Annotated in this window: 24 protein-coding genes and 2 tRNA genes; 14 read left to right on the forward strand and 12 right to left on the reverse strand. The window is 62.1% G+C overall.

Features of this window, described 5'->3' with window-relative positions:
• From pstA to phoR, 5 genes are all read left to right on the forward strand, one after another.
• Positions 1 to 687, forward strand: a 687-nt coding sequence (gene pstA / locus CIC12_RS03760; RefSeq protein WP_168662311.1) for a phosphate ABC transporter permease PstA, incomplete at its 5' end; no start/stop codon positions are given.
• A gap of 17 nt (positions 688 to 704) precedes the next feature.
• Positions 705 to 1,553 (forward strand): phosphate ABC transporter ATP-binding protein PstB, encoded by an 849-nt coding sequence (gene pstB / locus CIC12_RS03765; protein WP_042322166.1) that lies wholly within the window; start codon positions 705 to 707, stop codon positions 1,551 to 1,553.
• A 28-nt stretch (positions 1,554 to 1,581) separates the two neighbouring features.
• Positions 1,582 to 2,286, forward strand: a complete 705-nt coding sequence (gene phoU / locus CIC12_RS03770; RefSeq protein ID WP_074764835.1) for a phosphate signaling complex protein PhoU — start codon at positions 1,582 to 1,584, stop codon at positions 2,284 to 2,286.
• A 26-nt stretch (positions 2,287 to 2,312) separates the two neighbouring features.
• Positions 2,313 to 3,014: a phosphate regulon transcriptional regulator PhoB gene (gene phoB, locus CIC12_RS03775; RefSeq protein WP_028199153.1), complete on the forward strand. Its 702-nt coding sequence runs from the start codon at positions 2,313 to 2,315 to the stop codon at positions 3,012 to 3,014.
• Between the two features lie 108 nt (positions 3,015 to 3,122).
• Complete coding sequence (gene phoR / locus CIC12_RS03780; protein ID WP_168662313.1) at positions 3,123 to 4,436, forward strand: phosphate regulon sensor histidine kinase PhoR; 1,314 nt, start codon at positions 3,123 to 3,125, stop codon at positions 4,434 to 4,436.
• A 98-nt stretch (positions 4,437 to 4,534) separates the two neighbouring features.
• Here the strand turns inward: phoR and ppk1 are convergent, their stop codons facing one another.
• Positions 4,535 to 6,598, reverse strand: coding sequence for a polyphosphate kinase 1 (ppk1, locus tag CIC12_RS03785; protein ID WP_168662315.1), 2,064 nt, complete (start codon positions 6,596 to 6,598; stop codon positions 4,535 to 4,537).
• A gap of 201 nt (positions 6,599 to 6,799) precedes the next feature.
• On the opposite strand from ppk1, the gene ppx reads away from it, so the two are divergent.
• Entirely contained in the window at positions 6,800 to 8,425 is a 1,626-nt protein-coding gene (gene ppx / locus CIC12_RS03790) for an exopolyphosphatase (RefSeq protein WP_168662317.1), read from the forward strand.
• Positions 8,426 to 8,525: 100 nt separating this feature from the next.
• Here ppx and CIC12_RS03795 read toward each other — a convergent pair whose 3' ends face one another.
• The 5 genes from CIC12_RS03795 to CIC12_RS03815 all read right to left on the reverse strand — a co-directional run bounded on the left by CIC12_RS03795 (position 8,526) and on the right by CIC12_RS03815 (position 11,269).
• Positions 8,526 to 9,338 (reverse strand): GNAT family N-acetyltransferase, encoded by an 813-nt coding sequence (locus CIC12_RS03795; protein WP_168662318.1) that lies wholly within the window; start codon positions 9,336 to 9,338, stop codon positions 8,526 to 8,528.
• Positions 9,339 to 9,539: 201 nt separating this feature from the next.
• Positions 9,540 to 9,998, reverse strand: a complete 459-nt coding sequence (locus CIC12_RS03800) for a SixA phosphatase family protein (RefSeq protein ID WP_168662320.1) — start codon at positions 9,996 to 9,998, stop codon at positions 9,540 to 9,542.
• A gap of 259 nt (positions 9,999 to 10,257) precedes the next feature.
• Positions 10,258 to 10,334: transfer RNA gene (locus tag CIC12_RS03805), tRNA-Pro, on the reverse strand.
• An 84-nt stretch (positions 10,335 to 10,418) separates the two neighbouring features.
• Positions 10,419 to 10,577, reverse strand: coding sequence for a DUF3309 family protein (locus tag CIC12_RS03810; protein WP_168662322.1), 159 nt, complete (start codon positions 10,575 to 10,577; stop codon positions 10,419 to 10,421).
• Between the two features lie 512 nt (positions 10,578 to 11,089).
• Positions 11,090 to 11,269, reverse strand: a complete 180-nt coding sequence (locus CIC12_RS03815) for a hypothetical protein (protein WP_168662324.1) — start codon at positions 11,267 to 11,269, stop codon at positions 11,090 to 11,092.
• 162 nt (positions 11,270 to 11,431) lie between these two features.
• On the opposite strand from CIC12_RS03815, the gene CIC12_RS03820 reads away from it, so the two are divergent.
• Positions 11,432 to 11,608 carry a hypothetical protein gene (locus CIC12_RS03820; protein ID WP_168662307.1) on the forward strand — a complete coding sequence of 59 codons (177 nt, stop codon included), beginning with the start codon at positions 11,432 to 11,434 and terminating at the stop codon, positions 11,606 to 11,608.
• A gap of 247 nt (positions 11,609 to 11,855) precedes the next feature.
• On the opposite strand, the gene CIC12_RS03825 is transcribed toward CIC12_RS03820, so the two are convergent.
• Positions 11,856 to 13,217 (reverse strand): MATE family efflux transporter, encoded by a 1,362-nt coding sequence (locus tag CIC12_RS03825; protein ID WP_168662326.1) that lies wholly within the window; start codon positions 13,215 to 13,217, stop codon positions 11,856 to 11,858.
• Positions 13,214 to 13,531: a DUF2288 domain-containing protein gene (locus CIC12_RS03830; RefSeq protein ID WP_168662328.1), complete on the reverse strand. Its 318-nt coding sequence runs from the start codon at positions 13,529 to 13,531 to the stop codon at positions 13,214 to 13,216. The genes CIC12_RS03825 and CIC12_RS03830 overlap by 4 nt, the downstream gene beginning before the upstream one ends.
• Before the next feature lie 109 nt (positions 13,532 to 13,640).
• Between CIC12_RS03830 and CIC12_RS03835 the strand changes: the two genes are divergently transcribed.
• Positions 13,641 to 14,375, forward strand: a complete 735-nt coding sequence (locus CIC12_RS03835; RefSeq protein WP_168662330.1) for a pentapeptide repeat-containing protein — start codon at positions 13,641 to 13,643, stop codon at positions 14,373 to 14,375.
• 168 nt (positions 14,376 to 14,543) lie between these two features.
• Here CIC12_RS03835 and CIC12_RS03840 read toward each other — a convergent pair whose 3' ends face one another.
• Positions 14,544 to 14,765 carry a hypothetical protein gene (locus tag CIC12_RS03840; protein ID WP_168662332.1) on the reverse strand — a complete coding sequence of 74 codons (222 nt, stop codon included), beginning with the start codon at positions 14,763 to 14,765 and terminating at the stop codon, positions 14,544 to 14,546.
• Between the two features lie 273 nt (positions 14,766 to 15,038).
• Here CIC12_RS03840 and CIC12_RS32915 point away from each other — a divergent pair, with 273 nt between their 5' ends.
• Entirely contained in the window at positions 15,039 to 15,176 is a 138-nt protein-coding gene (locus CIC12_RS32915; protein ID WP_168662309.1) for a hypothetical protein, read from the forward strand.
• A gap of 44 nt (positions 15,177 to 15,220) precedes the next feature.
• Here CIC12_RS32915 and CIC12_RS03850 read toward each other — a convergent pair whose 3' ends face one another.
• From CIC12_RS03850 to CIC12_RS03860, 3 genes are all read right to left on the reverse strand, one after another.
• Entirely contained in the window at positions 15,221 to 15,547 is a 327-nt protein-coding gene (locus tag CIC12_RS03850; RefSeq protein ID WP_168662334.1) for a hypothetical protein, read from the reverse strand.
• A gap of 200 nt (positions 15,548 to 15,747) precedes the next feature.
• A complete protein-coding gene (locus CIC12_RS03855; protein ID WP_168662336.1) occupies positions 15,748 to 16,431 on the reverse strand; it encodes a peptidoglycan DD-metalloendopeptidase family protein in 684 nt (227 codons plus the stop codon).
• Positions 16,432 to 16,698: 267 nt separating this feature from the next.
• Entirely contained in the window at positions 16,699 to 17,607 is a 909-nt protein-coding gene (locus tag CIC12_RS03860; protein ID WP_168662338.1) for an aldose epimerase family protein, read from the reverse strand.
• Between the two features lie 622 nt (positions 17,608 to 18,229).
• Between CIC12_RS03860 and CIC12_RS03865 the strand changes: the two genes are divergently transcribed.
• From CIC12_RS03865 to CIC12_RS03885, 5 genes are all read left to right on the forward strand, one after another.
• Positions 18,230 to 19,060 (forward strand): undecaprenyl-diphosphate phosphatase, encoded by an 831-nt coding sequence (locus CIC12_RS03865; protein ID WP_168662340.1) that lies wholly within the window; start codon positions 18,230 to 18,232, stop codon positions 19,058 to 19,060.
• A 314-nt stretch (positions 19,061 to 19,374) separates the two neighbouring features.
• Positions 19,375 to 19,451, forward strand: a tRNA-Arg gene (locus CIC12_RS03870).
• 348 nt (positions 19,452 to 19,799) lie between these two features.
• Positions 19,800 to 20,597, forward strand: a complete 798-nt coding sequence (locus CIC12_RS03875; protein ID WP_168662342.1) for a hypothetical protein — start codon at positions 19,800 to 19,802, stop codon at positions 20,595 to 20,597.
• Positions 20,594 to 21,157 (forward strand): hypothetical protein, encoded by a 564-nt coding sequence (locus CIC12_RS03880; RefSeq protein WP_168662344.1) that lies wholly within the window; start codon positions 20,594 to 20,596, stop codon positions 21,155 to 21,157. The genes CIC12_RS03875 and CIC12_RS03880 overlap by 4 nt, the downstream gene beginning before the upstream one ends.
• Before the next feature lie 2 nt (positions 21,158 to 21,159).
• Entirely contained in the window at positions 21,160 to 21,729 is a 570-nt protein-coding gene (locus CIC12_RS03885) for a hypothetical protein (RefSeq protein WP_168662346.1), read from the forward strand.
• Positions 21,730 to 22,040 lie beyond the last annotated feature (311 nt).

Below are 22,040 nucleotides of genomic sequence, written 5' to 3' on the forward strand. Positions count from 1 at the left end.
ACGCAATCGACGCCGCCGCCGAACACCGACGGCGGCGGTCTGGCCAATGCGATCGTCGGCAGCGTGCTGCTGGTCGGTCTCGCCACTTTCGTCGGTACGCCGATCGGCATCCTGGCGGGCGTGTATCTCGCCGAATACGGCCAGAAGGGCTGGCTCGCCAACCTGACGCGCTTCATCAACGACATTTTGCTGTCCGCGCCGTCGATCGTGATTGGTCTGTTCGTGTATGCGCTGGTGGTCGCGAAGATGGGCCACTTCAGCGGCTGGGCTGGCGTGTTCGCGCTCGCGCTGCTGCAGATTCCGATCGTGATCCGCACGACCGAAAACATGCTGAAACTGGTGCCGAACGCGCTGCGTGAAGCGGCCTTCGCACTCGGTACGCCGAAGTGGAAGATGGTGCTGTCGATCACGCTGAAAGCGTCGATTGCGGGCATCGTCACCGGTGTGCTGCTAGGGGTTGCCCGGATTGCGGGCGAAACCGCGCCGCTGCTTTTCACGGCGCTGTCGAACCAGTTCTTCACGATGAACATGGGCCAGCCGGTCGCGAATCTGCCGGTCACGATCTACAAGTTTGCGATGAGCCCGTTCGCGCAATGGCAATCGCTCGCGTGGGCCGGCGTCTTCCTGATCACGCTCGCGGTGCTGGGACTGAACATCCTCGCGCGCACGATCTTCTCGAATAAGTAAGGGCGGAGTGTAATCCGATGAATATGGCAGAAACCCAACTCAATCCGATCGCGCGTCCCACTGCACCCGCCGGTTTCGATCCTGCCCAGAGCGGCCAGGCGTCGTCGCCGTCGCGCCCGAAGATCGAGGTCAATGACCTGAACTTCTTCTACGGCAAGTATCACGCGTTGAAGAACATCAACCTGCAGATTCCCGAAGGCAAGGTGACTGCGTTCATCGGCCCGTCGGGCTGCGGCAAGTCCACTTTGTTGCGCACCTTCAACAAGATGTACGCGCTCTATCCGGAGCAGCGCGCCGAAGGCGAAATCCTGATGGACGGCGAAAATCTGTTGACTTCCAAGCGCGATATCTCGCTCTTGCGCGCGCGCATCGGCATGGTGTTCCAGAAGCCGACGCCGTTTCCGATGTCGATCTACGACAACATCGCGTTCGGCGTGAAGATGTTCGAAACGCTGCCGCGCTCGGAGATGGACGACCGCGTCGAATGGGCGCTCACCAAGGCCGCGTTGTGGAACGAAGTGAAGGACAAGCTCGGCCAGAGCGGCTATGGTTTGTCCGGCGGCCAGCAGCAGCGTCTGTGCATCGCGCGCGGCATCGCGATCCGTCCGGAAGTGCTGCTGCTCGACGAGCCGTGCTCGGCGCTGGACCCGATTTCGACGGGTCGCATCGAAGAACTGATTGCCGAACTGAAGAGCGATTACACGGTGGTCATCGTTACGCACAACATGCAACAGGCGGCCCGCTGTTCGGACTACACTGCCTATATGTACCTCGGTGAACTGATCGAATTCGGCGACACCGAAAAGATCTTCATCAAGCCGGTCCGCAAGGAAACGGAAGACTACATCACGGGCCGCTTCGGCTGATCCGCCGAACAAAACAACGGAGTACGACATGTCCGACAAACATCTGTCCAGCCAGTTCGATGCCGACCTGAACCTGGTTTCTTCGAAGGTGCTCGAAATGGGCGGCCTCGTCGAGTCGCAGATCGTCAACGCGATGCAGGCGCTCAACGAGTTCGACCTCGATATTGCGGAACAGGTGATCGCCGCCGAAGATCGCCTGAACAAGATGGAGGTCGACATCGACGAAGAGTGCAGCAACATCATCGCGCGCCGTCAGCCGGCCGCGCGTGACCTGCGCTTGCTGATCGCGATTTCGAAGACCATCACGAATCTCGAACGCGCCGGCGACGAAGCCGAAAAAATCGCCAAGCGCACCAAGCGTTTGATGGAAGACGGCGCGTCGCGCACCATCAATATCGCCGAGATCAAGCTGTCGGGCGAAATGGCGGTGTCGATCCTGCGCCGCGCGCTCGACGCGTTCGCGCGCCTCGACACGGTCGCCGCCGCGCAAATCGTGCGCGATGACAAAGCGATCGACGAAGAATTCCGCGCGTTCGTGCGCAAGCTGATTTCGTACATGACAGAAGATCCACGCTCCATTTCCGTGGGCCTCGATTTTCTGTTCATTGCGAAGGCGATCGAACGCATCGGCGACCACGCGAAGAACATCGCCGAGTTCATCATTTACATCGTCAAGGGCACCGACGTGCGGCACAAGTCGCGCGACGCGCTCGAACGCGAAGCACTCAGTTAATCCAGAAATAAGGAACAGAGGTGCCGATGCCCAGCAGCATTCTCGTCATTGAAGATGAGCCCGCTATTTCCGAACTGATTTCGGTCAATCTTCAACACGCCGGACACTGCCCGATTCGCGCGTACAACGCGGAGCAGGCGCAAAACCTGATCAGCGACGTGCTGCCCGACCTCGTCCTGCTCGACTGGATGTTGCCGGGAAAATCGGGCATTGCGTTCGCCCGCGATCTGCGCAACAACGAGCGCACGAAGCACATTCCGATCATCATGCTGACCGCCCGCGGCGATGAGCAGGACAAGGTGCTCGGCCTCGAAATCGGCGCCGACGACTACGTCACGAAGCCGTTCTCGCCGAAGGAACTGATGGCGCGCATCAAGGCGGTGTTGCGCCGCCGTGCGCCGCAGCTGACCGAAGACCTCGTCGCGATCAACGGCCTCAAGCTCGACCCGGCGACGCATCGCGTGGCCGCGCATGCCGAAGGCAGTGAGATCAAGCTCGATCTCGGCCCGACGGAATTCCGTCTGCTGCACTTCTTCATGACGCACCCGGAGCGCGTGCATAGCCGCACGCAACTGCTCGATCAGGTGTGGGGCGATCACGTGTTCGTCGAGGAGCGCACGGTGGACGTGCACATCAAGCGCCTGCGCGCGGCGCTCAAGCCGGCCGGATGCGATGCTATGATTGAAACGGTGCGCGGCAGCGGCTACCGGCTGGCGAAGAGCGCCTGAGATCGGCGGGCGGCGCTCGCGCCGTGAGGGTCGCATACATCACATTCGTAACACCCGGCGCGGTCCCTCGATTGCGGGGCGCGTGTTTTTCTCTTCGATCGCTAGACCATGAACATCATCTGGGCGCGCTCCATCGTGTCGGTCGTGCTGCTGGCTGTTCTGTGCGTGGTGGTCGGCGCGCTCGTGAACGTCAAGGCAGGACTCGTTCTCGCGATCGTCATGCTGCTTGCACAGAGCACCTTCAGCACCTTTCACAAACAGCGCCTGTGGCGCCTGCTCGATGCACCGGTGTACGGCGAAGTGCCGAGCGCGCCGGGCATCTGGGGCGAAATCTACTACCGTCTGCACAAGCTCGCGAAGCGCTGGCACGCCCAGGTACGCCAGGTCGAGCAGCAGCACTCGCGTTTCATCCAGGCCATCCAGGCCTCGCCGAACGGTGTTGCGATGCTCGACGATCACGATCAGATCGAGTGGTGCAACGCGATCTCCGAGAGTCACTTCGGCCTTGATGCGAAACGCGATCTGCGCCAGCACATCACGCATCTGGTGCGTCACCCCGATTTTGTCCGCTACCTGAACTCGCACCAGTACGAGCAAATGTTGATCATGCGCGGCATGGGCGACAAGCGCCAGAACGTGCTGTCGGTGCAGGTGTTTCCGTACGGCGAGAATCGCAAGCTGGTGTTGTCGCAGGACATTACCGAACTGGAGCGCACCGACGCGATGCGGCGCGACTTCGTCGCCAATGTCTCGCATGAACTGAAGACGCCGCTCACCGTGCTCTCCGGTTTTCTGGAGACGATGCGCGAGTTGCCGTTAAGCGAGGCCGAGCGCTCGCGCTATCTCGAACTGATGGAGCAGCAGGCGTCGCGCATGCGCCATATCGTCAGCGACTTGCTGGTGCTCGCGAAACTCGAGGGCGACAACAAGCCGCCGAGCGATCAGATGATCGACATGCGCGCGGTGCTGCGCCATCTGCAGGACGACGCACAGAGCCTGTCGAGCGACCATCACCGGATCATGTTCGACGCCGACGAAGGATTGACCGTGACCGGCGTCGAAACCGAGATTCTCAGCGCTCTCGGTAATCTGGTGACGAACGCGATTCGCTATACGCCGGACGGCGGCGCGATCAAAGTGAACTGGCACGCGCAAGGCGGGCATGCGGTGTTCTCCGTCACAGACAGCGGGTTGGGCATTCCGGCGGCGGACATTCCGCGTTTGACCGAGCGGTTCTATCGCGTCGACCGCAGCCGCTCGCGTGACACGGGCGGCACGGGCCTCGGCCTCGCGATCGTCAAGCACGTGCTCCAGCGGCACGATGCGCAGCTCGACGTCAAGAGCGAGGAGGGGCGCGGCAGTACCTTTACCGTGCGCTTTCCGGTGTATCGCACCGCGCGCCGGCAGCCGGCACCGGTTTGACGGCAAATGCGTCGGCATAAAAAAAACCGCCTGAAATGCGGTTTTTTTATGTTCGCTTCGGCGGCTCGCGAGGGCGGCGAGCATCGCAGCCATCGTTTTTACGGACAGAACTTTCCAAGCAGGCTCATCTGCGCATTGCGCGAGGACTTGCCCGGCCGCCGCCGGCGATAGTGACCATCGCTTTGCATCAGCCACGCAGTCTGATTGTCGCCGAGAAAGGCCGACAGCCCTTCGGCGATCACACGCCGCTTCAAGCGCCGGTTGTTGACCGGGAACGCGACTTCCACGCGCCGGAAGAAGTTGCGATCCATCCAGTCGGCGCTCGACAGATACACCTGCTCCTTGCCGCCGTCGTAGAAGTAGAAGATGCGATGGTGTTCGAGAAAGCGCCCGACGATCGAGCGCACCGTGATGTTCTCCGACAACCCAGGCACGCCGGGCTGCAACGAGCACACGCCGCGCACGATCAGATCGATCTTCACGCCCGCCTGCGATGCTTCGTACAACTCGGCGATCACCGTGGGTTCGAGCAGCGCGTTCATCTTGGCAACGATGCGCGCCTTCTTGCCGGCGCGCGCATGCTCGGCTTCGGCGCGAATCGCCTCGACGAGCTTCGGATGCAGCGTGAACGGCGACTGCCACAGTTCGTGCAGCTTCAGCTCGCCGCCGATGCCGGTCAGTTGCTGGAACACGTGGTGCACATCTTCGCAGATCGTCTGATCGGCGGTCATCAGGCCGAAGTCGGTATAAAGCCGCGCGGTGCGCGGATGATAGTTGCCGGTGCCCAGGTGCACATAGCGCTTGAGCGTCGTCTTGCCGCCCACCGACGAGCGCCGCACGATCAGCATCATCTTCGCGTGGCACTTGTGACCCACCACGCCGTACACGACATGCGCGCCGACCGCTTCGAGTTGCGAGGCCCAGTTGATGTTGGTTTCCTCGTCGAAGCGCGCGAGCAGTTCGACCACCACCGTGACCTCCTTGCCGTTGCGCGCGGCCTGCATCAACGCGTCCATCAGCGGCGAGTCGGTGCCGGTGCGATAGATGGTCTGCTTGATCGCCATCACGTTCGGATCTTTGGCCGCCTGCAAAAGCAGTTCGAGCACCGGCTGGAAGCTCTCGTACGGATGATGCAGCAGCACGTCGCCCTGATCGATCACATCGAACATGTTGGTGCTGTTGGCGAGCTGCGACGGCGTCGCGGGGATATGCGGCACGAACTTCAGATCAGGCCGGTCGACCATTTCCGGTAACTGCATTAGCCGCACCAGATTGACAGGGCCGTTCGCGAAGTAGCAGTCCTTGGTGGAAAGGCCGCTTTCGTCGAGCAGCCGCCGCACGACGTGCGAGGGCGTCTCCGCCGACACTTCGAGCCGCACCGCGTTGCCCAGATGGCGCGCCGGCAATTCGCCCTGCAACGCGACGCGCAGATTGGTGATTTCGTCTTCGTCGACGAACAACTCGCTATTGCGCGTGATGCGGAACTGATTGCAACTGCGCACCACCAGGTTCGGAAACAACTCGCCGACAAAGCGCTGCAACAGCGAGCTCAACAGCACGAAGCCGTGCGGATAACCCGACAGGTCCTGCGGCATGCGCACGAGCCGCGGCAGTGCTCGCGGCGCCTGCACGATGCCCATCATCGCCTGGCGGCCGAACGCGTCCTTGCCCTCGAGTTCGACGACGAAGTTCAGGCTCTTGTTGAGCACGCGCGGAAACGGATGCGCGGGGTCGAGTCCGATCGGCGTGAGCACTGGCAGCAGTTCGTCGAAGAAGTAGTTGCGCGCCCATTCGGTCTGCGCTTCGTTCCACGCTTCGGTGCCGTGAAAATAGATGCCTTCCGCTTCGAGCGCGGTGAGCACCGTGTCGTGCAGCATCGTGTACTGACGATGCACGAGCTTCTGCGCGCGCTCGACCACGAGGTCGTAGACATGCTGCAACGACATGCCGTCCGGCGACAGTGCGCCGGGGTTGTCGCGCATCTGTTCCTGCAGTCCGGCCATACGGACTTCGAAGAATTCGTCGAGATTGCTACTGGTGATGCAGATGAAGCGCAGGCGTTCGAGTAAAGGGACGGCTGGGTCGGCAGCTTGTGCCAACACACGCTCGTTGAAACCCAGAATGCCCAGTTCGCGATTCAATAAGGGATAGCGGATGGACATCGGCAGCGAGAATGGAATGTCAGGTAGAGAGGCGGAAAGACGCTCGGAAATTCTCACAGTAAGATGACTTTGTTATGACATTCTCGAATTTTTAATTCTACGCCCGAATTGTTGCGTGTCGTCAATATGACGCAGTGCATATGGGAGCATGGGGCACCCCCATCTCCGTGAGGTGACACCGTGAGGCCCCGTACGCTTAGAATGGCGTCTTTGAACAGCGCGGCCGGACACAAGGTGTCCAGAGCAGCGGGTGGTCCCGCAACCTCCTCCGCGCTCACCGCCGCCACGCTCGCGCGCATGGAGTCCGCATACCCGATGGTCAATACGCCACAACTTCTCGCCGCCGTCGATCTGGGTTCGAACAGCTTCCGGTTGATCGTCGGCCGGGTCGAGGAAACCGACGCGGGCAGCCAGATCTATCAGGTCGATGCGTTGCGCGAGCCCGTGCGCCTTGCCGCCGGTCTGTCGCGCGACAAGATGCTCGATCGCGCCTCGCAGGTGCGCGGCTGGGATGCGCTCAAGCGTTTCGGCGAACGGCTGCGCGACTTTCATCCCGATCACGTGCGCGCGGTCGCCACCAATACCTTGCGCATCGCCAAGAACGCCAGCGAATTTCTCGGCGAGGCGCAGGCCGCACTGGGCTTTCCGATCGAAGTGATCGCGGGGCGCGAAGAAGCGCGTCTGATCTACGCGGGCGCAGCACACTCCGTGCCGGCTAGTCCGGGCAAGCGGCTGGTGGTCGATATCGGCGGCGGATCGACGGAATTCATCATCGGGTCGCACTACACGCCGATCAAGATGGAGAGTCTGTATATCGGCTGCGTGAGCCATAGCCGCGCGTTTTTCCCGGCCGGCAATGTCGATGAATACACGATGCGCCAGGCCGAACTCGCCGCCGGCCGCGAAATTCAGATCATTTCCGCCGAGTACAAAAAGACCGGCTGGGAGCAGGCGATCGGTTCGTCGGGCACTGCGCGCGCGTTGGCGGAACTGGTCGAAGCGAATAATTTCAACGATCCCGGCGTCACGCACGGCATCTCGCGCGGCGGGCTCGAACGGCTCAAGCGTGCGCTGATCAAGGCCGAGAACGTCAACCGGCTGAAGCTGGTCGCGTTGAAGGGCGACCGCATACCGGTGCTGGCTGGTGGTCTGTCGATCATGATCGCGGTGTTCGACGAACTGGGCGTCGATTACGTCGACACCACCGACGGCGCGCTGCGCCTCGGCGTGATGTACGACCTGCTGGGCCGCTCGCAGCACGAAGACATGCGCACGGTGACGGTGGAAGGCTTCATGCGCCGCTACGGGGTGGATCGTGCGCAGGCGGGGCGCATCGCCGACCTGTCGGTGAGCTTTTACGAGCAGTTCGGGGAGCCCGACGAAGAGCGTCGCCTGGAAAACCGCATGTTCATCGGCTGGGCGGCGGCGCTGCATGAAATCGGGTTGTCGATTTCGCACAGCGCCTATCACAAGCATTCGGCCTACATCGCCAGCAATGCGGACATGCCGGGCTTCTCGCGCACCGACCAGGCGCGGCTCGCTGCGCTCGTGCTCGGTCACGCGGGCAAACTCGGCAAGCTGTCGCAAACGCGCGAGGTGGAGTGGCCGCTGCTGTTCTGTCTGCGGCTTGCGGCTTTGCTGTGCCGCCGGCGTGCGGATGTCGGTTTGCCGGGGATCACGGTCGCGCAAGCCAATGGCGGCTATGAAGTGCGCTTGCCGAACGAATGGGTGGCCAACAATCCGCTGACCGACTACAGCCTGATCCAGGAAGCCGCGGAGTGGGAGAAGGTCGGGATTCCGTATCGCGTCGTCTATACGGACGAGTGACAGGTGTTCGCCGCTCGTGATGTCCTCGTGAATGGATGAATGAAAAAGCCCGGCGACCACCGCCGGGCTTTTTCTTTTGCGTCAATCACGCCATGCGCAATTAGCGCGGCAATGCATCGCCGAGGAAGTGCCGTGCATAGCGCGCATTGATGTCGGACAGACGGAACAGCGTCAGAAAGTCCGCGGTATTGAAGTCGGGGTCCCAGGCGGGTGCACCGCAAATTTTCGCGCCGAGACGCAGATAACCCTTCACGAGTGGCGGCGGCGCCACATCGACGCCTGTCTGCAATTCATCGACCGGCAGCGGCGTATGCGCGAACGCGCGGTATTCCGGGGCCGTCAGCGCGCTCTCGCGCAGCGAGCAATACAGGTTCGCCGCGTAGTGGCCGCCGTCGACCATCGCGACGCTCGCGCAGCCGAGCATCGTCTCGTAGCCGTTGTGCTGCATGTACGCGGCGAGCCCGGCCCACAGCGACATGATCACCGAGCCGCTGCGATAGTCGGGATGAACGCACGAGCGGCCCACTTCGACCATCTTCGCGCGCAGGTGCGTCAGGCGCGACACGTCGAATTCGCTCTCCGCATACAGGCGGCCGATGCGCGCGGCTTGATGCGGCGGCAAAGCGCGATAGGTGCCGACCACTTTCAGCGTGTCGAGGTCGCGCACCAGCAGGTGGTCGCAGTAAGCGTCGAACGCATCGACGTCGAGACCCGCGGGGCCCGTCAGACGCGCGCCCATTTCGTCGGCGAATACGCGGTAGCGCAGCCGCTGCGCTTCGCGCAACTCTTCGTCGGTGCGCGCCCATGTGACTTGCAGTCGATGCTGCGCGGTGACCGTTTCCTCGGCGCGCGGGAGTCGGCGCGTTTCGAAGATCGAAGCGAGGGGCAGGGTGGGCGTCGGCAGTTCTCGCATTGGGGGTCCTGGTCGAAAAAGGGAAGATTTCTTTTTTTCGCCAATGTAGTAACGCCTGGTGACGCTCGCATGGCAAACCCATGACGATTGGATGACTGCCCGTAAGCCGCTTGCGCGCGGGTTGTAATGTCGGACGTCGTGCGCGCGCATGACGGATGCGTGCGAACTGAGTGCCGCCGAAGGCCTTTTATGCGCGCCGGCTCAGACCAGGTCAGGAGTGATGGCGGCGCGCAACACGGCCTGTTCGCCGCTGTCGCGCTCTCGGCTCGCGATCCACCACACGCCGGCTTTTTTCAGCGGCCAGCTTGCGCTGCTGTCGCCGAGCAACTGTGCGGCGACGTGGCCGAGCGTCGGTTGATGCCCGACGACCACTACGGTCTGCGCGATGCCCTTGGGCCAGCCGGCGGCGTCAAGCACGTCGGCCGCGCTGGCGTTCGGTGCGAGCTCGCGCACCACGCGATACTGGTCGCTGAGCGTTTCGGCGGTCTGAATCGTGCGGACTGCGGGACTGGCGAGCACGAGGGCGTCGGCGGGCAGGCGGGTGCGCAGCCATTTGGCGACGATTTGCGCCTGCTTGCGACCGCGCGTGGTGAGGGCGCGGGCAAGATCGCCGGCGGCGAAATCTTCGGCTTCGGCATGACGCCAGAGAATCAGATCCATGCGTGTCTCCTTGACGCTGGTTGCGGACGTAGTTGCGGCCGTAGTTGCAGCGATAGGCAGCGTTCGCTTTTTATTCAATCGTCGATCACTGTCGCATGCGAAGCTGGTGGTTCGCAAGGCGAGGGGGGTCGTCGCGTTTTTATTGTTCCACTCGCGCGGCGCCTATCGAACGCGAGAGCAAAAGTCAAAACGCGAAGCAAGAGCCCAAAAGCAAAAACCCGCGAAGCCGAAGGCTACGCGGGTTTCGTATTGCTTTTCGTGGTCGGAGCGAAAGGATTCGAACCTTCGACCCTCTGATCCCAAATCAGATGCGCTACCAGGCTGCGCTACGCTCCGACGAATCCGAGATTCTACGTGGCATTGGGTGCCAGAGTCAACCATGAATTGCGTCGGAGTAAAAAGGGCGTTCAAGGGCGCTTTTTATATGCGTCCCATCAACAGCAAAACGATCACGATGATCAGCACGACACCGACCACGCCGGTTGGGCGGTAGCCCCAGCCACTGCTGTACGGCCAGCTTGGCAACGCGCCGATGAGCAGTACGATGAGCACGATCAGCAGGATGGTTCCAATGGTCATTTGAGTTCTCCTTGTCCGGCCCCCGGAATAACTGGGCCGCATCGTCGATTGGTTCGGCGCGTGAGCGCCAGGACGTTGACGCGCATCCTGCGCGTGGTTGGCAATTCATGCTCAGCAACGCACGTGCCTGCGAGGTGGCAAATGAACGGGACAATCGGCGAGGCGTGCGCGCGAGTGCGACGGTCGGCGCGACGAAGTGGGGAGGGCTTTGTGACGACGCAAAAAGCCGCGCCTGTGGCGCGTATTCGTAGCGTGATTGCGTGAGGAGAGCGTGGGGGGCGTGCAGCGGCAAGCGCGTCATGCTCTGTCAGGTCGATCAACGCGCGTTGGAACCGAGCACGCGATTGTCATGCCGCATGCCGCGCTCTCTGCGGCGCGAGCCGCCGCATCAGCCGATTTTGCTCAGGCTGTCTGCGTCACCATGAGAACGACAGACGTGGCCGATCGATTCGACCACGCCAACACGACGCATTAACGATTCAGTCGCTCGCCGCGCCAACCCCACGTCCCCCTCAGTGCCGCGGACGTCTCCAATGCGGCATATGCAGGTGCTGGTGAGTCAGCCAGTGGTGCAGCATCCCTTCGCCGTCGTGTTCGCGCCTGTACATTCTCGATTCGAAAATAGACAAGGCGAGCAGCACGATCAGGCCTATGGCAAGTCCGACCAGACCCGCGATCGCTTCAGCGTCCATGACAGTCTCCTCTCACAAGCGGCCGTGATTTCATAGTAGCTCACGCATCGCGAAATGACAGGGGCGGTAAGCGTGGCGCAGCGTCGCGTATCGTGCTTTGCGGGTAGACTCACGGCGCTCCGGTGGCCGCATGACCGCCGCTATCCGCCTACGTTTGGAGAAATGACTACTATGTTGCGCGTTCCGATGATTGCCTTGCTGCTGCTCGCCGGTCTTGCCGGCTGCGCGGACAATCCGTCCGGCCACCATCAAGGCCCGCCGCAAGATCCCGCCGATTATCACGGCGTCCCCACCGATACACGTCCGCCGTCGATGGTGCCTGCCCCCGCCGCGCCTTGAGGAAGCGAGGGCGCTGGCAGAGAAAGGAGGCGAAGCACCCGGCGCGGGCACGCCGGTGCTTCTGACCCGCGCAGACTGTTCGCGCGGAGAGCGCGGGCTGAGATGATTCTAGACGAGCGTCGCGGGCGATATGTATGCGCTTGTTTCAAGCCGTAACGGTGTGCCGCAATGCGAAATGAATTGTGCGCCTGGTGACGCGCGCAAGCACAAATGCGCGGCTTCTCCGGGTTTTGCCCGGCGACGACGTTCACGCCGCCGCGCCTCCCGCACCACGCACGACACTCGGCAAATACCGCGCAAGCGTGATGCCGCGTGCGGCCATGAAGATCATCATCGCGGCCCATAGACCGTGATTGCCGTGCAGCGCCAGCAATGCCGAGGACGCCGCCACGAACAACGCCAGCGACACGATCATCGAGATCATCAGTTCGCGCGTGCGGGTCGCGCCTATGAACACGCCGTCGAGCAGAAAGCCCCACACGGAGACCACCGGCGAAAGCGCGGCCCACGGCAGGTAGGTTTCGGCGGCAGCGCGCACCGCGGCCTGATCGGTCAGACGTTCGACAATCCACGCGCCCGCCCCCCAGTACACCAGCGCAAAACACAGCGCGCCGAGCGCAGACCATAGCGCGGTGACCTTGACCGCCTGCGCGAACGCGTGCCGGTCGCGCGCGCCGATCGCTGCGCCGACGAGCGCCTCGGCGGCATGCGCGAAGCCGTCGAGTCCATAGGCCATGAAGGTCTGGAAATTGAGCAGCAGCGCATTCGCGGCGAGCGTCGCGTCGCCTTGCCGCGCGCCGAGGTGCGCAAACCAGCCGAACGACGACAGCAGGCACAGCGTGCGCACGAAGATGTCGCGATTGAGCACGACCAGACGCTTGAGCGCCGCCGTGTCGAACAACGCGGCGCGGCTCAGCGCGGGCAGGCCGCGCGGTCGGCCGTGCCAGAGCAGCGCGGCGCCGAGCACGAAGCCGAGCGCGTCGGCGGTGGCGGTGGCCGCGCCGATGCCGGCCACGCCCCAGCCGAAGCCGTACACGTAGAGCAGCACCGCCACGATGTTCACACTGTTGATGAACACCTGCGAGAGCAGCGCGAGCCGCACTCGCTGCGTGCCGAGCAGCCAGCCGAGCACCACGTAGTTGCCGAGCGCAAGCGGCGCGGCCCAGATTCGCGCCTGGCAGTAGATGCGCGCGTGCCGCTGCACCGCGTCGCTGCCACCGAGCGCGCGCAACGTGTAATCGATCAACGGGAGTTGCAGCGCCAGCACCGCCATGCCGATGGCGAGCGCCATCAGCAGCGCGCGAATGACGGTGTTGCGCAACTCGGCGTGATCGCCCGCGCCGTGCGCCTGCGCGACGAGCCCGGTGGTGCCCATGCGCAGGAAGCCGAAGCCCCAGAACACGAAGTTGAAGAACAGCCCGCCGAGCGCGACGCCGCCGAGATATGAGGCGCCGTCGAGATGACCGGCGACAGCGGTGTCCACCGCGCCGAGAATCGGCTGCGTCAGGTTGGCGAGGACGATCGGAAAGGCGAGCGTCAGCACCCGGCGATGCCAGCGCACTGGAACAGCGGACGCGGGCGCATCGGCGCCGCGTGCGGCTTCGCTCAAGTGCGTTCCTGCACGCACACCCACGGCGACACCACGACCGCCCAGAGGTCGGGGTCGCGCGCGGCGAAATCGGCGGCGGTCTCCGCCTGCACGCGCTCGACGAGGCCGGCGGACAGCCATTGCGTAACCTGGGTGGTGTCGTCGCCGGCGATCGCTTCGGCGACGCTCACCAGATCGAGATCGCGTGCGACGCGCAACAGCATGCCGCGCGCGAAAAAGCGTTCGAGTTCGGTCCAGCCGATCTTCGCGGTCTCGGCAAGCAGCTTGGCGTACAGCGGGCTGTGGGTGCTGTGGGTGGCGTCGTTGGAAGTCATCGTAAGCGGGTTCTGACGGGGCCGTTACTATAAACCATCGGCGCGGGCCGCCAAGGCGGCGCGCGTTCCGGTACGCTTGGGGTCTTTCGAAAATCGATTCTGAACCTTCATGTCACTGGATTCAACGATGCCCGTCGCGGGCACGCAAAGCGGCGCCGTGAGCGACGCCACGCTCACACGCGCCGACGTGGGGCGCCTGCTCGCCGCGCGCCACGCCGATGCCGGCCAACCCGCGCCGCTTCATTTCACCGACTGCGATTTCGAGGGCACCGATCTGTCGCGACTCGATCTGCGCGGTGCGCAATTTCATCGCTGCACAATCGCCGAGACTTCCTTTTTCGGCGCGGCGCTCTCGCATACCCGCTGGGTCCGTTGCCGTGGGCGCGAGGCGGATTTCGGCTCGACCGATCTGGTCGACGCCACGTTCGAGTCGAGCGATCTGAACAACACCAGCTGGCGGCGCGCCAGGCTCGCGTCAGCGTCGTTTCGCGGTTGCAAGCTGACCGGCGCGAATTTCGAGGCTTGCACGGCGTTGGGGTTGAGCTTCGCCGACACCCTGCTGGTGGGCGCGCATCTGCGCGGCCTGTCGTTTCGCAAGGCGACGCTGCAGCAACTCGATTTCTCCGACGCCGACCTCGCCGGAGTCGATTTCCGCGAGGCGGTTTTCGATGGCGGCAGCCTTAAGGATGCGCATCTGAAGGGCGCGCGTTTCGACGGCGCGGACCTGCGCGAGGCGGATCTCAGTGGCGTGCGGCTCATCGATGCCGCGCTTTTCAAAGGCGCGACGATTTCGCATCAGCAGGCCGCGGTGCTCGTCACCGAACTTGGCTTGCGAGTGATGTGAATTCTGCTTTCAGTTTCCGGCCAGCCGGATTCATTAATACGGACAAGCCAAACGATTGCGCGCCGGTATTCGTCATTCGAATGCCGAACTCAGAAGGTCGTTTGAATTCCAGGTCGAAATTCATCGGTTGATTTGATACCATTGTTATTCCGCTGTCCGCGAATTTTCTTATGAACAAATAAAGTTTTTAATTCGGACGCGATTATTGATTAATCCATTTGTTTGGTGCGTTGGCGCACCAAGGTTACGCAAAGCGTTAAGCGTCGGTTTAAGGCTGTACCGATTAGTTAAAATCGGCCAGAAGCCTTTCCTCAGGCCATTGGCGCAAATTTTTCCAGAGCCTTGGTTTGTGCGGTTCACCCCGGCATTGACGGTTTCGACCAGCGACATCGATTATCTCGGCCGTCGAAGCGCACGGCGGTTTTAGCCGGTTTAATCCCGACAATTTTTGTTCCCGGCATGCGGATTCCGTACGCCGCGTCACATTAACTGCGAAATTAATCGATTGCGCATGTAAATGGGGATTGTTACATTCCGTTCTGGCGCATGGTGAACCGGTCCTTTGCCGATATGCGCCGAACCCCCGTTAGCCCGGCCTCGTGCCGGGCTTTTTTTCATCCGTTGGCCGCACGAGTCACGGCGGATTCACAGGTGCAATGGATCATGAAAGATTATCTTTTCATCGCGCCGGCCATGACCTGGTTGATCATTTTTCTCGGCGTCTGGCCGATCGGACTCAGCGTGCTGTTCCGCTTTGCCGCGCGCATCGACCCGCGCTCCGGACGCTGGCGGCGCCGCTAATGCGCGCGGCGCGCGGCGCAGCGGTGCGTATGCCGCTGCCGCTGTTATTGCTTGCAGCGAACCACCATTGACCGGTTTTTCACATTCGCACCGAAAATGCCGCCGACCGAGCCGCCTGAGGTCGCCCCGTTGTCGACGTCTTTCGACACGACGTCGTAGCCGTAGTTGCCGCAGACTTCGCCCGCCTGCTTGTAGCACTCCGCCCAGCTGGAGCTCGCGTCACTGCCACTGCAGTTGATCGCGAAGCCGGTATCGCCGCTCGGCAGGTAAGTCATGGTGGTGGTGCTGGAGCAGCCGCCGAGGCTGCCCAACGTCAACAGGCCGAGACCGACCGCTGCGGCCGTCGCGACGGCCGCCAATGCGCTCTTCATTGCAGATTCCTTACAGGTAACGGAGAAAGACGCGGCGCGAGCCGGGTCTTTCTGGATTGAGCGCTTTATAGCACGACAGGTTCCCACGCTCCGATTGCAGGGCGCATGCCCGGCACGGCGCAGGCGTGCGGAACAGCGGTCCGCAGGAGCGTCGAAGCACGCGGCCGATACGCTGACGGCGCGTGGCGCTTCGCATGCGTTCAGCGCGGGGGCAACGCCTGCGACGGGTCGATCGACCGGCCCTGATAGCGCAGTTCGAAATGCAGCATCACGCGGTCGGTATCGGTGTCGCCCATCTCGGCGATTTTCTGGCCGCGCTTGACCGATTCGCCTTCCTTCACTAGCAGCACGCGGTTGTGCGCGTAGGCGCTCAGATACTCCGAATCGTGTTTGAGGATCAGCAGATTGCCGTAACCGCGCAAGCCGTTGCCCGCATACACCACCGTACCGGACGCCGCGGCGACGACGGGCGTACCCGCTGCCGCCGAGATGTCGATGCCCTTTGAATTGGCACCGTTAAAGCGCCTTATCACTGTGCCGTCGGCGGGCCACACCAGCGAGATCGTCGACGCCGGCGCGCTTTCCGCCGGTGCGGGGCGCGGCGCCGCCGACGCGCTGCGCACCGCACCGCTCGCCGATGCCGCGCCGCCAGGCGGCGCGACGCGCAGCACCTGGCCGACCTCGATGCTGTCCGGATTCGTCAGGTTGTTCCAGCGAACGATGCTTTGCACCGATTGCCGGTTACTGCGCGCGATCTTCGACAGCGTATCGCCCCGTTCGACCTGATAGAAGCCTGGCCCCACCGGCGCGGACCCGCACGCGGCGAGCACGGCCAGCAACGACGTGCAGGCGAGTCGTTTCATCATTGTTGTTGTTCCCGGCATTGGACCTCGCAAAGCGCTGCCGCGCGCCGATCCCGATCACGCGGCAGGTAGATGCAAAGCGTCCGATTCTAACGGTTTTGCACTGCAGCATCCAAAAACGGTGCGACAGGGCGGACCTAAGCGGTGGGCGACGCGGCGCGGAATGTGATGCGGGGCGGCCGCCGGGGTCGCGAAAACGGGCGACTGAAGTCCGTGAGACGTCGTCAAGGCGGGGGCCAGAAAGCTGCTGCAGAAAGCGGCTGCCAAAGCCTCGCCGGCCCCTGATTCTCAAGCCGTCTTTTCGACGTTGATGCGCAGCGCCGCCGTCTCGGTTTGTCCCGGTTCGAGCCAGCGCAATCCCATCCCGTTGTGGATCGCGTCGGGCAGACCGAGCCAGGGCTCGACGCAGTAGAAGTCCGACTCGGCGGCTTCGGTCCATGTCGTGACCGCGTACCAGGGCACTGAGCCCGGCCGTTGCAGATCGATCGTGACAACCCTTTCGAGGCCCGGCGCGACGAGCCGCACCGGCCGATCCGGCGTGCCGGCGAGGCAATGGAAGCGGTCGTGGATGCGCGCTTCGTCGAGCGTGTAGCGCGCTTCGCCCGGCTCCGCGGCGCTGATCGAGCCATCGGCCTGCTGGTAGCGCCGCTCGGTGCGCGGCAGCTCGATCGTGGTTTCTCCCCGCTGCGTGTGCGGCAGCGTGAAGTAGAAGTGATGGCCGGCGTAGTAGGGCAGGCGCGCGTCGCCGGTATTGGTGGTGGTGAACGTGACGTCTAGCGTGCGCGCATCGACGAGGCTATACGCCGCCTCGAAACGGAAGCCGAACGGATAGCCGCCGCGAGTCGCTGCGCTGTCGCTCAGGATCATGCGCAGACCGGCGCCGTGGACATCGGCGTGCGCTTCGAACGGCAGGTCGCGGGCGAAGCCGTGCATTGGCAGCTCGCGCACGGTGCCGCTGGCGTCGCGCCAGAAGCCGATCTTGCCATCGACGCGATGCCGGCCAAGAAACGGAAAGAGCAGCGGATTGCCGCCGCGGATCCGCGCGGGCTGGCTCCAGTCGGCGTGCTCTGGCCAATGGATCACCTCTTCCCCGTCGATCGTCCACGACAGCAGACGACCGCCGGCTTGCGGCGAAAAGCGGAGCACGGAGGCGTCCTGGGCGATCTCGAGAATGTCCTGTTGCGGGGAAAGCGGCATGGTCGATGAGCTGGTGAGTGAGGGTTGAAAGCGGCGACGCCGCGCGGGCGTGGTTTGCTGCGGCCCGCGCAGCGGGTGTCCGGCGCCACGTGAGAAAAGGATTTTGCTCTGCTTTGCGCTACGGGGAAACCCTTCTGGGGAAATTGCGGGTGTCGCGAAAAGGCGATCCCTCACGATAATTCGTCTGACTGCCCGGTACTCCGGCTACCGGGCGAGATCGGCTCAGGAGGCGTTATGGATCTCGCAATGGCAATGGGTTTGGCTTTGTTCGGCATGTTCGCGGCAAGCACGTTCTACTTCTTTCACAAGCTCGAAAGATGATTGCGGCATTCTTTGCGCGTAGCCGCCGGGTCGGGGCGGGCCTCGCGCGGATCTGATCCAAGCTTCGTCTTACCGGCATCATTCATCTGCGCTGAACCCCAAGGCCGCTTCGGCAGCCCGTTCCTTTGCCGCAGCGTAACAACCGTTTCCAGTTGTGACGCAGCGCATCAATCTTTCCCCGAATGTGATTTCGACGCTTGGCGCTGACATTGCAGCCAGGCATAATCGGTGCGCTTTTGCTCGCCCGATTTCCCTTTCGCGGCGTGCATTTACCTCACATTTTCCTTACAAGGATCGCCGCGTGAACCTGTCGTTTCTGATTTTTCTGAGCGTGCTGCAGGGCGTCACCGAACTGTTCCCGGTGAGTAGCCTCGGTCATACGCTGCTCGTGCCCGCCCTGTTCGGCGTGCATATCGACAAGCATGCGCCGCAGCTGCTGCCGTTCCTCGTCGCACTGCACCTCGGCACCGCTTTCGCCCTGCTGTGGTATTTCCGCAAGCGCTGGTGCGCGCTGGTGCGCGGCTTCTTGGCGTCGTTCGGCGGACGCCGTAACGACGACGCGCACATGATGTGGGCGCTGATCATCGGCACGATTCCAGCCGGACTGGTCGGGCTGCTGCTCGAAAAACGCCTCGAGCGGATTTTTCACGACTTGCGAATCGTCGCGATCGCGCTGATCGTCAACGGCGTGCTGCTGTGGTTCGGCGATCGCCTGCAACGTACGCGCGCGCATCAGTCGCCGGAAAAGCTGACGTTTCGCCAGGCGTTCTTTGTCGGCCTCGCGCAGATCGGCGCGCTGATCCCGGGTTTCTCGCGCAGCGGCCTGACGATGATCGCCGGCAATGCGGCCGGGCTGACCGCGGAGAAGGCGGCGGAGTTCTCGTTCCTGCTCGGCACGCCGATTATCTTCGCGGCCGGCGTGCTGGAATTGCCGAAGCTGTTCCATGCGCCGGGCCAACTCGCGGACGCGCTGCTGGGTGGCGTGCTGACTGCGATCGCCGCGTATCTCAGCGTGCGTTTCCTGATGCGCTATTTCGAAGGCCGTGGACGCCTGGCGTCGTTCGGCGTGTACTGCGTGATCGCGGGAATCGTGTTCCTCGGCTGGTTTGCGCTGCATCCGCAACCGGTCTGAGCGTGTTCGGCATGGCGTTCGCGGACGCGCGCGCGGGGTGCGATCGGTTATAATCCGGGCCCGGCTCAAGTTGCCGGGCCCGTTTGTTGGTGCGTGTGGATGAGTTTCGTGAGAGGCCTTGGCGAGGGTCGCCGGATCGAAGCGGCCCAGAGCGCGTGGCACCGGGTTTCCGGTCGCCGGCCCGGTCAGTTACAATTTCGATATGCATGAAACCTGTGGCTCGTGCGAGCCCAGATTCCAACATACCCCGTACGCGGGTTTTTCATTGCGGGCGATGCACGTTGTGCGTGGTTGTTGCGTCGTCTCACTTCATTACGGCAGTAGCTCAGCTGGATAGAGCATCGGCCTTCTAAGCCGAGGGTGGGGGGTTCGAGTCCCTCCTGCCGTACCAGTAAAATCAGGCACTTAGCCCGGTTCTACGAGCTGGGCTTTTTGCTATCTGGCGCCTATGTAACCGGTGTGTAACCGGAATCGGCGCGTGTCCCTCGCCTCGAATCGAAAGTCCCACGCTGCCCGCGGAAAATATTTGTGCCGATAGCTCGCTGCCGGTAACATATCCGTTTGTGCGCGGCGCGCAGAATTGCACTTACTTGCAACGCCGATATCCGCCCCTAGATTAGAAAAAAACCTGCTCCCCCTTATGGGAGTAAAAACAACTATGCCGTTAGATGCGCTTCACCCCGTCGCGGGAAATCATGCAATCCAGACCGCTGCATTTGTCGTGGAATGGGCTACGCCCTTGGACACGCAGGTGTTGAGGGCTGTGCGTGGTTTGGCGGAAAAGCTGCGCTCGTCTTTCCCGATAGTGCAGGAACATCAGATTGCCACTGTGCAGATTGACCTGAGAAAGCCGCATCATTCGCCGATAAAAGGCTTGAAGGGAAAACCCGGCCCAGGCAGCCACCGGCAAGGTGGCCACGCGTCCGAACTTGGGGCGGTTCTGTTTGCCAGCGCATCGGCTCTCCCGACAGGCCAGGTCGGTCGAACCCTGCAGGTGAATCGGGACAACTGCGTGGTTGTCGTCAACGATTACACTCGCTGGGACACCGTTTGGCCGCAGGTTGTGAACTGGCTTGGGGTCGTACTACCTACAGTGCTGGCAGGTCGCGCAATGACGGCGTTCACGTTGCAGTTCCATGACGTCTTCAATTGGAAGGATGACCCGGCGCTGTTGGACTTGCGCGAAGTGTTTGCTCCGAACTGCCCGTACCTGCCTCCTAACTGCTATGACTTGAGAACGTTGTGGCATTCGCATCATGGCTTCATGGAACAGGTTGTCGAACCTGCGCAGGGGACAGTCTTGGACAACGTCAACATCAACGTCCAAGACGTCGGTGGTTCGCAACGGCAGATTAGCGCGATGTTGACTCACAGGATGGGCTACGGAAACCTGGTTTGGGGAACTGGGGCCATCCCTGCAATCGAGGCAGCGGCACCGTGGCTACATGCCCGGAACAAAGCAAGGCTCAACCTTCTGCTAAGTGATGCCGTTAAACGGATGATTGGGTTAAATGGAAATCAAGGAGGAGTGCAATGAAACTGTCTGCGATTACTTTCGTTGCTGCATTCTTCGCGCTCGCCACGCAACCGACTATCGCGAAGGATTGGTCAGCATCAACGGACGGAACGTCGTCGGCGTACGTCCAGCATACAAGCTCGTTCGCACCGTCATACATCAACGAGGGTGAATCCACGGCTACAGAGATTGGTCAGCTGACCCCGCAACAGCCGGTGGTAGACCGCGCGGAAACTGTTCGCATTGAACTGAATTCGTACAGTAATTATGTTGACGATTGGGATGGTGACGGTGCCGCAGCACCAAACAAAAGCCATGTGACGGACGCCATCGCATTTCTGGACAAAATTCCGAGTGGCTACCCTCTGCCGAAGACCATGCTGTCTGCTTCAGGCGCAATCGGTCTTTATTGGGACCATCCGGCACTGTTCGCTGATATCGCGTTCGAGGGTGGCAATGCGTTCTCTTTCTTCGCTCGCGACAAGCGCACGAAAGACGAAGCATTCGCAGAAAACGTTGCTCTTACTGACCTGAACCCTGCTTGGTTCGCGGAACACCTCAAGAATCTCCGGGAAGCATAGATTTGGATATGGAAGTAAATCGGTGCCAGGCATTCTTTCAATCGACAGACCCGCAGCAGAAAGTAAAAGAACTGCAAAAAGTCGGAAATGAGGAAGCGGTGCGCTGGGAAGCCCTAAGCGCATCGCAACACTCACCCGGTCCGGTAGCAGCAGGTGAGGTCGTCTGCCGACAGGTAACCCATCCAACGTTCTTCGACTCGGAAACAGGCAAACTGAAACCGACGGCCTTTGACGACGTCAGCAATAAGGGGCTGTCGGTTGACCGCCTGAGCGTTGCCACGGAAAAAGAAATTGTCGAACGTGGGGAAGCGCGCAACGCGGAATGGAACGCGAAGTTTTCCGATAAGCCCAGTCGCACGCTTCACTCTCTCGGGCACATACACGTTAACGAATTGCGCGCGCTGTTTGTCGGGAATGAACGTGCGTTTGGCATTTACGATACAGCGCTCGAAACGAACAGGTCACATGCCGACGTTTGTCAGCTTGCTTCGGGCGGGCCGCAGCAGGCGCGCAGCATTAGAGCGTCGCTGTTTGAAATGACCCGTTGTGTCCCTGTCGACGCGCAGGCATAGTCTGGAAGTGAACGCGGCGAGCACAATCGTCTATAGACAACATCGGGAAGCTCGCGACCGCGCTCGAAAGCACAGGCAAGATCATCGACACGCCGACGCCCGTTAGCTGTTGGACGCGCGGGAATCCTCGTTGACACGACACAGCTAATCGGTGGCCGCAATTTTTCCCTTCCGAAGGTCGCTTGTTGGGATGGTGCGTCGGTTCGTTTCGACGCTCGCTCACCCCTATCTCACCCCGCAATTCCCCCCGTCGCAATCATCGACAGTCGCCGGTCACACAAGTCCTGTCCGACGGGCGGATCGTTCGCGAC

This window comes from Paraburkholderia sp. SG-MS1 (genome assembly GCF_012275575.1).
Taxonomy (GTDB): domain Bacteria; phylum Pseudomonadota; class Gammaproteobacteria; order Burkholderiales; family Burkholderiaceae; genus Paraburkholderia.